Raw genomic sequence first — 13,996 nt, 5'->3', positions numbered from 1 at the left:
GGCGCGATCAATTTCACCTCATGGCCGAAGGAACGCAGCAGTCGGGCCCAATGGTGGGAACCACCACACGCTTCCAGCGCAATACTGGTCGGTGCCGCCTTCTGGAAGAATTTCACCATTTCCTTGCGCGTCAGCTTCCGGCGCAGGATCGGTTGCTCGGCGGCGTTCACTCCATGCAACTGGAAAACGCTCTTTGACGTATCCATGCCAATTCGGATAATCTGCTCCACGGACGGTCTCCCTCGATTGAGATCTTAACGACTCACTCTGGCACATTGCGATGCCGTTGGGAGCCGTCCACCCCAACAGTGCTCGTCACAGGGATGAGAGCAGCGTCGCGTCTGCGCGCGGAAGAGTCTTTCCAGTCCAATGACTTGGCCTGGCTGGATTCCTGTGACAAGCACAGGAATGAGGGCCGGGGAGGTTTGGGCGCTACAACTTCTGCTTGCGAATATGCGAGAGAATGGTCAACCTTTCACGCAATGAAAGGTTACGTCTACATTCTCGCATCGAAGCGAAACGGGACGCTGTACACGGGCGTAACCCGGGACCTGCCGCGCCGCCTCCTGGAGCACCAGAACGATCTGACACCTGGGTTCACGTCCAGATACGGCGTGAAGACCTTGGTGTGGTTTGAGGAGTTCGACCTGCTGACTTCCGCCATCATGCGGGAGAAGACGATGAAGAAATGGCCGAGGAAGTGGAAGCTTAAGTTGATAGAAGAATTAAACCCGGAATGGGAAGATATCTCCCACTATCTTCGCGGTTTATGAAACGCGCCGAGGGACCTTCTCCACCCTCATCGCTGTGCTCGTCACAGGGATGAGAGCTGCGCCGCGTCTGCGGCGCGGAAGAGTCTTTCCAGCCCAAGGACTTGGTCTGGCTGGATTCCTGTGACAAGCACAGGAATGAGGAGGGCACGGGTGTGACGGAAACCTTCGTCCACTATCCGCACGGGCTGTGAGAAGTTTTCTGAAGGACCGCACCCCTTCCACCCTCATCCCTGTGCTCGTCACAGGGATCCAGCAGCGCCGCGTCTGCGGCGCGAAAGAGTCTTTCCAGTCCAATGACTTGGCCTGGCTGGATTCCTCAACAGGCAGATACAAGGAACGGCAATGACGCAGCGGGTAACGCCGCAAGCCTAGGTCAGTTGCCTTTCGATAGCCTTCGCCGCCTGCCAGAGTTCTTCCATGCGCTCCAGCGATGCCGCGTCGAGCGTTTCGCCTCCGGCTTCCAGTTCCTTTTCGATGTGTCCGAAACGGCGCCGGAACTTGGTATTGGTGCCGCGCAGCGCCATTTCCGGATCGGTGCCGACATGGCGGCCGATATTGACGAGCGCGAAGATCAGGTCGCCGAGCTCGTCCGCGACCTTCCCCCGGTCACCGTCCTTCAGTGCCTGCCGCAGCTCGCCGATTTCCTCCTCGACCTTGTCGAGGATCGGCTCAGGCTCGGACCAGTCGAAGCCGACCTTTGCCGCCCGTTCCTGCAGCTTCAGGGCCTCGACCAACGCCGGAAAGCTGCGCTGGATCGAGCCGAGATGGCCGGCATGCTCCTCTTGCGACACGCCGCGCTGCAGGCGCCGTTGTCGCCGGTCGGCTTTCTCGGCCTGCTTGATCTCGTCCCATTGCAGCTTCACCGCCTCGGCGGTGTCGGCGTCGGAGCGGGCGAAAACATGCGGATGGCGGCGGATCATCTTCCGCGTGATGGCTTCGACGACGTCGCCGAAGGAAAACGCGCCGGCTTCCTCGGCCATGCGTGCGTGAAACACCACTTGCAGCAAAAGGTCCCCGAGTTCGTCGCACAGGTCGTCCATATCATGACGCTCGATCGCGTCTGCGACCTCGTAGGCCTCTTCGATCGTATAAGGCCGGATCGTATCGAACGTCTGCACGACGTCCCAAGGGCAGCCCGTCTCCGGATCGCGGAGCGCGGCCATGATGTCGAGCAGGCGTTGAATGTCGCGGGAGGCTTCCATGGCTCAGTTCAGCGGTATGGCGTTGGTGTCTTTGCTCGCCTGATAGGTATCGGACAGACGATCGTAACGTGCCCGGATGCGGGCGTCCTGGCCGGTGAGCCGCTGCCGCGTTTCCGGATCGGTCTCCTGCATCAGTGTCGCGATGGACGCCGATTTCCAGAATGCATTCTGCCGGGCGTAGCCGCCCCGTTCGAGGCGGAAGACCTCCTTCAGGATTTTCAGGTCATGCGGGATAGCGAAGCTGTCGCGCGAATCCTCGTGGCTGAAGAAGTAGTAGAAATTATCGAAACCTGCCCAGGTGATCGCCGAGAGACACATGGAGCAGGGCTCATGCGTCGACAGGAAGATCAGCTCGCGCGTGTCCGGCGTCTCGGCCATCTCGTAGAAGCGCTTGAGCGTGTGCACCTCGCCATGCCACAGCGGATTCTCGGTCTCGTTATTGGTTTCGGCCAGTACCAGCGACAGATCGGACTTGCGCAGGATAGCGGCGCCGAACACCTTGTTGCCGTCGGCTACGCCCTTCTCGGTGAGCGGCAGTATGTCCTCTTCGATGACGGTCAACAGGCGCTCTGCCAGTTGGGTTTGCTTCATGTCTCGGTCTCCTGCTTGAGCCGGCATTTAACGGAGGTCAGCCGATCGGCGCAATGGCCGAACCACCGGTGGTTCAGGGCTCCGGAGATATTTGCTCAAAAAGATCGGCTGTCGAGCAAAACAATACGTGACCGGAAAAGCATTGAAATTTCTGTTCCTTCAATTGTTGCGGCCTATAGGGGATATTCGCCGCAGCCTGCAAAAGGAGCCGTCCCCTCGTCATGTCGCAGAAATTGTCCGTCTTTCCGGCATTCTTTCGCGTCGCGCAGAAAAGCGTGGCGGTGTTCGGCAATGGGGACGAGGCCTTCGCCAAGGTGCGGTTGCTGCTGAACACCGAGGCGCGCATCGTCGCCTATGCGGATCGGCCGGAACCGGCATTCGAAGCTTTTCTGGATGCCAACAATATCGAGACCGTGCGCAAACCCTTTGGGGCTCATCAGGTGGAAGGCGCCGTCCTCGTCTTTGCCGCGACCGGAGATGCGGCGCTTGACCGCGTTGTCGTGACTGCGGCGCGCGAGCGGAAAATCCCCGCAAATGCCGTGGATCAGCCGGACTATTGCGATTTCCTGACGCCGGCACTCGTCAACCGGGCGCCCGTCGCAGTTGCGATCGGCACAGAAGGGGCAGGGCCGGTTCTGGCGCAGATGATCCGCGCGCAGATCGATCAATTGCTGTCGCCGTCGCTGGGTATCGTTGCCTCCTTGGCAGCCAACTATCGCGACGCCGTCGACCGCCTCGTGCCGCGCGGCGTCGCGCGGCGTGTTTTCTGGCGGCGCTTCTTCTCGGGCCCCGTGGCGGATCACGTCGCGGTCGGCGATCTTGCATCCGCACGCCGGGAGGCCTCGAAGCTTCTGGATGCCGCTGGCGGCGTGGCCGGCCATGTGTGGCTGGTCGGCGCCGGGCCGGGCGCCGAAGACCTGCTGACGCTCCGGGCGCAGCGCGTGATGATGGAAGCGGACGCCATCGTCTATGATGCGCTGGTGCCGCAAGCGATCGTCGACATGGGCCGCCGCGACGCCGAGCGGCTTTCGGTCGGCAAGCGCAAGGGCTGCCATAGCAAGTCGCAGGACGAGATCAATCAGTTGCTGGTGAAGCTTGCCGGCGAAGGCAAGCGCGTCGTCCGGCTGAAATCCGGCGACCCTCTGGTCTACGGCCGGGCGGGCGAGGAAATGGCGGCGCTGCGTGAGGCCGGCATCAGCTACGAGGTGGTGCCGGGGATCACATCGGCCTTTGCCGCGGCCGCCGATTTCGAACTGCCGCTGACGCTGCGCGGCGTGGCGTCGTCGCTGGTTTTCACGACGGGCCACGATTTGACAGGCAGCGTTCTTCCCGATTGGGCGCGACTGGCTGTTTCCGGCGCGACGATTGCGGTCTATATGGGCCGCTCCGTTGCGGCTTCCGTCGCCTCGCGGCTCATGCAGGCCGGTCTGCCGCAGGACACGACCGTCGCTGTCATCGAGAATGCGAGCCGTGCCGAGCGCCGTCTCCTGCACGGAACGCTCCGCGATCTGCCGGACCTCGAGGCCCGCACGGAACTGGACGGGCCGGTCATGGTGATCATCGGCGAAGCGGTCGCGGGCGCGAATTTCGCACGCTCCGAGCCGCTTACCGCCGGCCGCATCAAGTATAGCGGTGCCGGCAAAGTTTCAGCGAAACGCACCGAACAGATTTGGAATTGAGGACGACGCGATGGTGGAAAAGGTTCTGACGGCAAACCGTCTGGCGGATGGCATTTCCGTCTGGCTCGACGCTTCCGGCAATTGGGTGGAGTCGTTGCAGGATGCCTTCGTGGCTCGCCATGCGGAGGCCGTCGCGGCCCTGGAGGCGACCGGAAAGCGCTCGTTCGACGAGAATAAAGTGGTAGACGTCAACGTTGTCGACGTCGAGGAAGTCGACGGTACGCTGCGGCCGTTGCGCATGCGTGAGCGGATCCGCGCCGAAGGGCCGTCGATCCCCTACGCTCCCGGATATAGCGGGCTTGCGGGCCCAAAAAATGTTGCTGCCTGAGGACCTGAGAAGCCATGTATCGTTACGACGAATTCGACCACGCCTTCGTTTCCGCACGCGTCGAGCAGTTCCGCGACCAGGTCCAGCGGCGGCTGTCCGGTGAACTCGCGGAGGATGCGTTCAAGCCGCTGCGCCTGATGAACGGCGTCTATCTGCAGCTCCATGCCTATATGCTCCGCGTCGCCATCCCCTATGGTACGCTCTCGAGCCGGCAGATGCGGATGCTCGCCCATATCGCCCGCAAATATGACCGCGGCTACGGACATTTCACCACCCGCCAGAACATCCAGTACAACTGGCCGCGCCTTTCCGACACGCCTGATATCCTCCAGGAGCTGGCGAGCGTGGAGATGCACGCGCTGCAGACCTCCGGCAACTGCATTCGCAATGTGACGGCGGACCATTTCGCCGGTGCCGCGGCGGACGAAGTCGCCGATCCGCGCCCCTATGCCGAAATCCTCAGGCAATGGTCGAGCGTCCATCCGGAGTTCTCGTTCCTGCCGCGCAAGTTCAAGATCGCGGTGACCGGCGCCGAGCGCGACCGCGCCGCCATTCAGGTGCATGACATCGGCCTGCACCTGAAGAAGGACGAGAATGGCAAGCTTGGCTTTGCCGTCTATGTGGGCGGCGGGCAGGGCCGCACGCCGCTGATCGCCAAGAAAATCCGCGACTTCCTGCCGGAAGAGGATCTGCTTTCCTACACGACCGCGATCATGCGCGTTTACAACCTTCATGGTCGCCGCGACAACAAGTACAAGGCGCGCATCAAGATCCTGGTTCATGAAACCGGTGCCGAGGAACTGGCCCGTCAGGTGGAGGTCGAATTCGCCAATCTGAAGGACACGGAACTGAAGCTGCCGGATGCGGATATCCAGGCGATTGCTGCTTATTTTGCGCCGGCGATGCTGCCGAACCGGCCCGAGGGCTGGGGCAGTCTCGCCCGCTGGAAGAAGGCCGATCCGGAATTTGCCCGCTGGGTGCACCAGAACGTTCAGCCGCACAAGCATCCCGATTACGGCATGGTAACGATCTCGCTGAAGCCGATCGGGGGCATTCCGGGCGACGCGAGCCACGAACAGATGGATGCGGTCGCCGATATCGCCGAGGAATATGCCTTCGACGAGATACGCGTCAGCCATGAGCAGAACCTGATCCTGCCGCATGTGGCGCTGGCGGACCTCGAGCCGGTCTATCGCGCCCTGGTCGCCGCCGGCCTCGCCACCGCCAATGCGGGGCTGATCACCGACATCATTGCCTGTCCGGGGCTCGACTACTGTGCGCTTGCCAATGCGCGCTCGATTCCGGTCGCGCAGGAGATTTCGAACCGTTTCGGCTCGGCCGAGCGGCAGGCCGAAATCGGCGAGCTCAAGATCAAGATCTCCGGCTGCATCAATGCCTGCGGGCATCATCACGTCGGCCATATCGGTCTTCTGGGCGTCGAGAAGAAGGGCGCGGAGCTCTATCAGATCACGCTCGGCGGCTCCGGTGACGAACATACATCGATCGGCGAGATCATCGGCCGCGGCTTCGAGCCGGAAAGAGTGACCGACGCGGTGGAAACGATCGTCGACACCTATCTCGGCTTGCGCCGAGACAAGTCCGAGACCTTCCTCGAAGCCTATCGCCGGGTGGGGCCGCAGCCTTTCAAGGACGCGCTCTATGGCGGCGGCGCCCAGGCGGCGGCGTGATCAAAGGACAGCATAAGATGACGAAAATCTGGAAAGAAACGGGCTTCGTGAACGATGATCCCTGGGTGATCGAAACCGACGAGACCAAAGCCGGGTCGAACGAAAAGGCGATCCTGAACATCGACGCCTTCCTGGCAGCGGTTGCGGAGAGCGATGCCTCGGAGCTTGGCGTTCTGATCAACCCCGCAGACGACGTGATGCGTCTTCAGCCCCATCTCGAAAGGATAGCGCTGGTGGCGGTGGCATTTCCGGCTTTCAGCGATGGCCGGTCCTTCAGCCATGCTTCGCTGCTGCGTTCGCGGCTCGGCTATCAGGGCGAGATTCGCGCCGTCGGCGACGTGCTGATCGACCCGATCCCGCTTATGCTGCGTTGCGGCGTCGACAGCTTCGCCGTAACCAACGCCACGGCGATCAAGCGGCTTTCGGAGGGCCGCCTGCCGGGGATTTCCAACCACTACCAGCCGACGGCAAAGCCGTCCGTCAACGCCAATTCCTACAGCTGGCGCCGCGTCTCGTGAGCGGCGCGGCCGCGACAGTGTGAAGCAAGCCGAAATCCTCGAAAGCGACTATATTTGGAAGGGATTTCCTTTCAATTCGGCATGGGTTGGAATATCCGCTTGTAGTTGATAAACAGCGTCACCATTTATAGGACTGTGGTCACGATGAATGCTCCGGCAAAAAAAGAAGATTTCGCGGTACAGGCTCCGGCAGGCGTCTTCGCTGAAACGGTGACGAGCGTCGAACACTACACCGACCGGCTCTTCCGCTTCCGCATGACGCGCCCGCAGGAGTTCCGCTTCCGCTCGGGCGAATTTGCGATGATCGGCCTGATGGTTGGCGACAAGCCCGTTTATCGTGCCTATTCGATCGCGAGCCCGGCCTGGGACGAGGAACTGGAATTCTTCTCGATCAAGGTGCCTGACGGACCGCTGACGTCGCATCTGCAGGGGATCAAGCCCGGGGACCAGGTGCTGATGCGCAAGAAGCCGACGGGCACGCTGGTGCTGGATGCGCTCGTGCCTGGCCGCAGGCTCTATATGTTTTCGACGGGCACGGGTATCGCGCCTTTTGCGAGCCTCATCCGCGACCCGGAAACCTTCGAGAAGTTCGAGGAGGTCATCCTCACCCACACGTGCCGCGACGTGGCGGAGCTGAAATATGGCTTCGACCTTGTCGAGGAAATCCGCAGCCACGAATTCCTGAACGAGATCGTCGGCGACAAGCTCCGGCACTACGCGACGGTGACGCGTGAGGAATATCCTTTCAAGGGCCGGATCACCGACCTGATGACCAACGGCAAGTTTTTCGCCGACCTTGGCCTGCCGCCGCTCGATCCCGCGATCGACCGCGGCATGATCTGCGGCTCCACTGCCATGCTGAAGGACACCAAGGAAATCCTCGAAGCCGCCGGCCTGACGGAAGGCGCCAACAACAAGCCGGCAGAGTTCGTCATCGAACGTGCGTTCGTCGGCTGATCCCTGCCGCCGAGGGCAATAGCGTCCTCCTAGAGCATTTCAACGTTTCATAGGAACATTGAAATGCTCTAGCGATCTGATTCAACGCACTTCCGGACGGTAAACCGTCACACACTCTTCCTTGAAGTGCTCTAAAGAAATTTCGCCCCTCATCCGCCTGCCGGCACCTTCTCCCCCCAAGCGGGGCGAAGGGACTCGTGGCGGGCGCTCCGGCTGCCAATAATCACCAGCATTTGTGGGGGATCGCCTTTTCCCGCGCGCGGGGAGAGGGAACGGGCGTGGGGAAACCCGAGGAGTGGACGAACTCGCCTCCGTCGCTGCAGGTTTAAAACGCGACCTCCACCAGAGCACTTCCAGGTAACGGCCCGCCGTGAAAGCGGGCCGCAGTCATTTCGAGCGGTTGACGATCAGTGCAGGATCTGGCTGAGGAACAGCTTGGTCCGCTCGTGCTGCGGATTGTCGAAGAACTCGGCCGGCGAGTTCTGTTCGACGATCTGGCCCTGATCCATGAAGATCACGCGGTTGGCGACCTGTCGGGCGAAGCCCATTTCGTGGGTGACGCAGATCATGGTCATGCCCTCTTCGGCGAGTCCCACCATGGTGTCGAGCACTTCCTTGACCATTTCCGGGTCGAGCGCAGAGGTAGGCTCGTCGAAGAGAAGGATTTTGGGCCGCATGCAAAGCGAGCGGGCGATGGCGACGCGCTGCTGCTGACCGCCCGAAAGCTGGCCTGGATATTTGAGCGCCTGCTCCGGAATCTTCACGCGCTCCAGAAAGTGCATCGCCACCTGCTCAGCTTCCTTCTTCGGCATCTTGCGGACCCAGATCGGCGCCAGCGTGCAGTTTTCCAGGATCGTGAGATGCGGGAAGAGGTTGAAGTGCTGGAAGACCATGCCGACTTCCCGGCGCACTTCGTCGATCTTCTTCAGGTCGTTGGTGAGTTCGATGCCGTCGACGACGATCTTGCCCTTCTGGTGTTCCTCGAGCCGATTGATGCAGCGAATCATCGTCGACTTGCCGGAGCCCGACGGGCCGGCGACGACGATGCGCTCGCCCCGCATGACCTTGAGATTGATGTCGCGCAGCACATGGAAATCACCGTACCATTTGTTCATGTTGGTGATTTCGATCGCGACATCCGTCGTCGAGACGGCCAATTTCGGTGCAGTGGCGGTATTTGCCATTTTCTTTTCCCCTTTTTTACCGCTGGCTTCTGTCGAGCAGGCGTTCCATGAAGCCTGAATAGCGCGACATGCCGAAGCAGAAAAGCCAAAAGACGAAGCCCGCGAAGATAAGGCCGGTCAGCGGCGTGACGGCGCTGGCCCAGTTCGTATCGCTGAAGTTCAGGCGAACGATGCCGAGCAGATCGAACATGCCGATGATCGACACCAGCGATGTGTCCTTGAACAGGCCTATGAATGTGTTGACGATACCGGGAATGACCAGCTTCAGGGCCTGCGGCAAAACGATGAAGCCCATTTTCTGCCAAAAGCTGAGCCCCAGCGAATCGGCGCCCTCATACTGGCCCTTCGGAATTGCCTGCAGACCGCCGCGAACGACTTCCGCCATGTAGGCGGAGGCAAAGAGCGACACACCGATCAGGGCGCGCAGGAACTTGTCGAAGGTGACGCCCTGCGGCAGGAACAGCGGCAGCATGACGCTGGCCATGAACAGGACCGTGATCAATGGAACGCCGCGGATGACTTCGATGAAGACGGTGCACAGCATCTTGATCACCGGCATGTTCGACCGGCGTCCAAGCGCCAGCAGGATGCCGAGCGGCAGCGAAACTGCGATGCCGACGAAGGAGAGGACCAGGGTGACCATCAGGCCGCCCCAGAGCGGCGTTTCGACATAGGTGAGGCCGAACCAGCCGCCGGGCAGGAGGATCGCCGCAAGGATAGGCAGGGCGACCAGCAGCAGAAGTGCGTTCAATCCCTTGTATGGGATTCTCGGTATCAGCATCGGCACCAGCAGCAACACGAAAAGGATGCCGACGAGTGCCGGACGCCAGCGCTCATCGAGCGGGTAGCGGCCAAAAAGGAACTGGGCGAATTTCGCATTGACGAAAGCCCAGCAGGCGCCGCTCCAGCCTTCCGGCTGCGAGCCGCCTTGCGAGAGCGTGGCACAGACGCCGCGGCCGCCGCCGCTCCAGGCGGCATCGATGAAGAGCCACTGGATTGCGGGCGGCACCAGCCATGCCAGGATGAGCAAGCTGATGATCGTCAGGGCCGTGTCCTTGGGCGTGGCGAACAGATTTTTCCGCAGCCAGGAGACGACACCGCTTTCCAGCGACGGGGCTGGCGAAGCTTCGATCATCGAAGCGCGAACGAAAGAGGCCTGATTCGTGCTCATGATCTCACCTCTCCACCAGCGCCATTCGGGCGTTGTACCAGTTCATGAACAGCGACGTCGCGAGGCTCAGGCTGAGATAGACGATGAGCCAGATGCTTACGATCTCGATTGACTGTCCGGTCTGGTTGAGGATGGTGCCGCCGACGGCGACGAGGTCGGCATAACCGATGGCAACCGCCAGCGAAGAGTTCTTGGTGAGGTTGAGATATTGACTGGTCAGCGGCGGAATGATGATGCGCATCGCCTGCGGCACGACCACGAGGCGCGTCGTCAGCGCCGGGCGTATGCCGAGCGCATGTGCCGCCTCCGTCTGGCCCTTGGAAACGCCGCGGATACCGGCCCGGACGATTTCAGCGATGAAGGCTGCCGTGTAGAAGGAAAGCGCGAGGAACAGCGACATGAACTCCGGTCCGACGACCGAACCGCCCGTGAGGTTGAACTTGCCCGCCACGGGAATGTCGAAGGTGATCGGCGCACCGGTCACGAGAAATGTGACCAGCGGCAGGCCGATGATCAGTCCGAGCACGGTCCACAGGACGGGAAGGCGCTCGCCGGTCGCCAACTGCCGTTGGCGCGCGTAACGGGCAAAGAACACACTTGCGGCGACGGCGATAACAAACGCGAGGAGCGTGTATCCTGCACCCTCTTCGGCAATCGGCCTCGGAAAGGCGACACCGCGATTGCTCAGAAAGATATCGAAGGGCAGGGCAAGCGCATCTCGTGCCTGCGGCAATATCGACAGCACCCCGCTGTACCAGAAGAATATGACGAGCAGCGGCGGGATGTTGCGGAACACCTCGACATAGGCCAGCGAGAGCTTGGCGATGATCCAGTTGTGCGAAAGGCGTCCGATGCCGACGATAAAACCGATGATCGTCGCCGTGATGATTCCGGTAATTGCGACGAGCAAAGTGTTGACGAAGCCGACCAGCAAGGCGCGGCCATAGGTGGAATCGCTGGTAAATGAAATCAGCGACTGTCCGACATCGAAGCCGGCGCGGCTTCTAACGAAGTCGTAGCCGGATGCGATGTTCGCGCGTCTCAGGTTGTCGACGGTGTTGTCGACGATCCAGTAGATGAGCGCTGCGAGGATGATGATGGTGATTGCCTGATAGAATATCCCGCGCACCTGAGGATCGTTGATGATCGATCCCGATGACGTGCTTCGTTCAGGCGCGTTGGTGACGCCGATGGCCATGCAATGCCTCTTTCCCCTAATCCATCCTTTCGGATGTTCCCGTTATCGGGTTTTTATCGTTGATCGGGGGAACGGCCGCGCCGTCCCCCCTCCACCCGCGTCCGATCAGCGGACCGGCGGTGCGTACTGGAGACCGCCCTTGTTCCAGAGGGCGTTGAGGCCGCGCTCGATCTTCAGCGGGCTGCCTGCGCCGATGTTGCGGTCGAACACTTCGCCGTAGTTTCCGACTGCCTTGACGATATTGACCGCCCATTCGTTGGTGAGGCCGAGGTCCGTGCCGATCTTGCTGTCGGCCTCGACGCCCAGGAAGCGTTGAACGTCGGGGTTCGTCGACTTCTTCATTTCTTCGACATTGGCCTGGGTTATGCCGAACTCTTCGGCCTGGACCAGGGCGTAATGAACCCAGCTGACGATGTCGAACCACTGATCGTCACCCTGGCGGACCGCCGGTGCGAGCGGCTCTTTGGAGATGATCTCCGGCAGAACGATGTGGTCATCGGGCTTCGAGAGGGTGAGGCGCAGCGAATAGAGGCCGGACTGGTCGGTCGTATAGACATCGCAACGGCCGGCGTCGTAGGCAGCGTTCACTTCCTCGAGTTTTTCGAAGACGACCGGATTGTACTGCAGATTGTTCGCCTTGAAGTAGTCGGCAAGGTTGAGCTCGGTCGTCGTGCCCGTCTGCACGCAGACGGCGGCGCCGGAAAGCTCGAGGGCGGACTTCACGTCGAGTTCCTTGCGAACCATGAAGCCCTGGCCGTCGTAATAGTTGACGGGACGGAAGTTGAAGCCGAGCGCGGTGTCGCGGTTGATCGACCAGGTCGTGTTGCGCGCAAGCACGTCGACTTCGCCGGACTGCAGCGCCGGAAAGCGTTCCTTGGCGGAGAGCGGCGTATACTTGACCTTGCTGCCGTCGGCGAAGATCGCAGCCGCAATCGCCTTGCAGTAGTCGACGTCGAAACCGCTCCAATTGCCCGAGGCGTCAGGGGCTGCGAAACCGGCGAGGCCGGTATTCACGCCGCACTGGACGAAGCCCTTGGCCTTTACGTCGTCGAGCGTCGCGGCGGATGCCGCATGTGTGCCAATCCCCACGACAGCAGCGCCAACGAGAGCTGTCAGAATTCTTCTTGCCATTTTTTCGAACCTTTTCGGTTGTCGTTTTTCGCGTCTGCACGGTAGCGCGCTCTTGGCGCGTGCAGCCTCAGCCACCCTCCTGGCCTGAGTAAAAACTATCTCATGCTCAAAATCTGGAAGGGTCAAGAGACGTGGCCGATTTTGTGATCTTCCATGTGAAAAACGTGAAGCTCGCCAGAAGTTTAGGCAGGTCCCGCGACGGATTTGCCCGCCATGGATAAAAAACCGCCAGTTGCGCCTCCTTCGTGATTCACAGCCGGCCGGCTCGAATTTTTCCTTGACCCGGCCCGTAGCCCGTTCGATGAGTCGGCAGCGAAAATCAACAGCGGATGTTTCAATGGCAGACAACACGAGCGGGCGAGCGGAGCAGGGCATCAATACCCGCCTCGCGCATACCGGCAACAATCCCTCCGACTTCCATGGTTTCGTCAATCCGCCGGTGGTTCACGCTTCCACCGTGCTGTTCCCGAATGCGAGGACGATGGAGACGCGGGCGCAGAAATATACCTACGGTACGCGCGGCACACCGACGACTGACGCGCTTTGCGAGGCCGTGAACGAGCTGGAGGGCGCAGCGGGCACGATCCTCGTTCCTTCCGGGCTCGCTGCGGTCACGGTGCCGTTCCTGGCCTATCTCTCTTCGGGCGACCATGTTCTCATCGTCGATTCGGTCTACTTCCCCACCCGCCATTTCTGCGACACGATGCTCTCCAGGCTCGGCGTCACTGTCGAATATTATGACCCGACGATCGGCGCCGGGATCGAAAACCTGATCAGGCCGAACACGCGGCTGGTGCATACGGAAGCTCCGGGCTCGAATACGTTCGAGATGCAGGATATTCCGGCAATCTCCGCCGCGGCGCACCGGCACGGCTGTATCGTGACCATGGATAACACCTGGGCGACGCCGGTCTACTTCCGGCCCCTCGACCACGGCGTCGACGTTTCGATCCATGCGGCGACCAAATACCCCTCCGGTCACTCGGACGTTCTTCTCGGAACCGTTTCCGCCAATGCGGCCCATTGGCCGGCCCTCAGCGAGGCGATGGTTACGCTCGGCGTCTGCGTTTCGCCGGACGACAGTTATCAAATCCTGCGCGGCCTGCGCACGATGGGCGTCCGCCTGGAGCGCCATCAGGCAAGCGCGCTGGCGATCGCTGAATGGCTCGAGGGCCGTGACGAGGTGGCGCGCGTGCTTCATCCGGCACTGCCGAGCTTTCCCGGACACGAATTGTGGAAGCGCGACTTCGGCGGCGCGAGCGGGATATTCTCCTTCGTGCTCAGGGCTGAACCCGAAGACGGCAAGGCAAAGGCGCATGCCTTCCTGGATGCGCTCTCGCTGTTCGGGCTCGGTTACTCCTGGGGCGGCTTCGAAAGCCTCGCCGTTCACGTGAACCTCTCCGACCGCAAGGTCGCGAAGGCCCCGTCCGAGGGGCCGGTCATCCGGCTGCAGATCGGACTCGAGGATGTACCGGACATCCGCCGGGATATCGAGGCGGGCCTCGCCGCGGCAAACGCCGTCTGAGGTCTGAACGAAGCGACAGGGAGGCGAATAGGCTTCCCTCATCGCGTTCCA

General features: G+C 61.3%; 13 protein-coding genes and 1 pseudogene. 7 read left to right on the top strand and 7 right to left on the bottom strand.

Going from position 1 to position 13,996, the window contains the following annotated elements; translation table 11 throughout:
- A pseudogene (locus tag ACTJKL_RS20330) lies at positions 1-230 on the bottom strand (IS110 family transposase); the annotation flags it as partial.
- A 252-nt stretch (positions 231-482) separates the two neighbouring features.
- On the opposite strand from ACTJKL_RS20330, the gene ACTJKL_RS20325 reads away from it, so the two are divergent.
- Positions 483-773, top strand: a complete 291-nt coding sequence (locus ACTJKL_RS20325) for a GIY-YIG nuclease family protein (protein ID WP_440853648.1) — start codon at positions 483-485, stop codon at positions 771-773.
- Between the two features lie 368 nt (positions 774-1,141).
- On the opposite strand, the gene mazG is transcribed toward ACTJKL_RS20325, so the two are convergent.
- Both mazG and ACTJKL_RS20315 read right to left on the bottom strand, forming a co-directional pair.
- The gene (mazG, locus tag ACTJKL_RS20320) at positions 1,142-1,975 is read right to left on the bottom strand and encodes a nucleoside triphosphate pyrophosphohydrolase (protein WP_324763311.1); all 834 of its coding nucleotides are present in this window, start codon (positions 1,973-1,975) and stop codon (positions 1,142-1,144) included.
- A 3-nt stretch (positions 1,976-1,978) separates the two neighbouring features.
- The gene (locus ACTJKL_RS20315; RefSeq protein WP_440853647.1) at positions 1,979-2,566 is read right to left on the bottom strand and encodes a deaminase; all 588 of its coding nucleotides are present in this window, start codon (positions 2,564-2,566) and stop codon (positions 1,979-1,981) included.
- Positions 2,567-2,787: 221 nt separating this feature from the next.
- Between ACTJKL_RS20315 and cysG the strand changes: the two genes are divergently transcribed.
- From cysG to ACTJKL_RS20290, 5 genes are all read left to right on the top strand, one after another.
- On the top strand, positions 2,788-4,245 hold the full coding sequence (gene cysG / locus ACTJKL_RS20310) for a siroheme synthase CysG (RefSeq protein ID WP_411923287.1): 1,458 nt from the start codon (positions 2,788-2,790) through the stop codon (positions 4,243-4,245).
- Between the two features lie 10 nt (positions 4,246-4,255).
- Positions 4,256-4,573, top strand: coding sequence for a DUF2849 domain-containing protein (locus tag ACTJKL_RS20305; RefSeq protein ID WP_018097788.1), 318 nt, complete (start codon positions 4,256-4,258; stop codon positions 4,571-4,573).
- Between the two features lie 14 nt (positions 4,574-4,587).
- On the top strand, positions 4,588-6,261 hold the full coding sequence (locus ACTJKL_RS20300) for a nitrite/sulfite reductase (RefSeq protein WP_100673926.1): 1,674 nt from the start codon (positions 4,588-4,590) through the stop codon (positions 6,259-6,261).
- Between the two features lie 17 nt (positions 6,262-6,278).
- Positions 6,279-6,779, top strand: coding sequence for a DUF934 domain-containing protein (locus ACTJKL_RS20295; RefSeq protein WP_275598024.1), 501 nt, complete (start codon positions 6,279-6,281; stop codon positions 6,777-6,779).
- Between the two features lie 144 nt (positions 6,780-6,923).
- A complete protein-coding gene (locus tag ACTJKL_RS20290; RefSeq protein WP_379940919.1) occupies positions 6,924-7,736 on the top strand; it encodes a ferredoxin--NADP reductase in 813 nt (270 codons plus the stop codon).
- Positions 7,737-8,143: 407 nt separating this feature from the next.
- Here ACTJKL_RS20290 and ACTJKL_RS20285 read toward each other — a convergent pair whose 3' ends face one another.
- The 4 genes from ACTJKL_RS20285 to ACTJKL_RS20270 form a co-directional block, all read right to left on the bottom strand.
- Complete coding sequence (locus ACTJKL_RS20285; RefSeq protein ID WP_100673924.1) at positions 8,144-8,920, bottom strand: amino acid ABC transporter ATP-binding protein; 777 nt, start codon at positions 8,918-8,920, stop codon at positions 8,144-8,146.
- A gap of 16 nt (positions 8,921-8,936) precedes the next feature.
- Complete coding sequence (locus tag ACTJKL_RS20280; protein ID WP_100673923.1) at positions 8,937-10,091, bottom strand: amino acid ABC transporter permease; 1,155 nt, start codon at positions 10,089-10,091, stop codon at positions 8,937-8,939.
- A gap of 4 nt (positions 10,092-10,095) precedes the next feature.
- Positions 10,096-11,289 (bottom strand): amino acid ABC transporter permease, encoded by a 1,194-nt coding sequence (locus ACTJKL_RS20275; RefSeq protein WP_018097780.1) that lies wholly within the window; start codon positions 11,287-11,289, stop codon positions 10,096-10,098.
- Positions 11,290-11,394: 105 nt separating this feature from the next.
- A complete protein-coding gene (locus ACTJKL_RS20270) occupies positions 11,395-12,420 on the bottom strand; it encodes an amino acid ABC transporter substrate-binding protein (RefSeq protein WP_100673922.1) in 1,026 nt (341 codons plus the stop codon).
- 337 nt (positions 12,421-12,757) lie between these two features.
- On the opposite strand from ACTJKL_RS20270, the gene ACTJKL_RS20265 reads away from it, so the two are divergent.
- Positions 12,758-13,945, top strand: a complete 1,188-nt coding sequence (locus ACTJKL_RS20265; RefSeq protein ID WP_100673921.1) for a cystathionine beta-lyase — start codon at positions 12,758-12,760, stop codon at positions 13,943-13,945.
- The last annotated feature ends 51 nt before the right edge of the window (positions 13,946-13,996 follow it).

Origin of the sequence: Sinorhizobium sp. 22678 (assembly GCF_052044265.1) — a bacterium.
GTDB classification, from domain to species: domain Bacteria; phylum Pseudomonadota; class Alphaproteobacteria; order Rhizobiales; family Rhizobiaceae; genus Sinorhizobium; species Sinorhizobium meliloti_A.
This window is presented reverse-complemented; position numbering and strand designations above follow the sequence as displayed.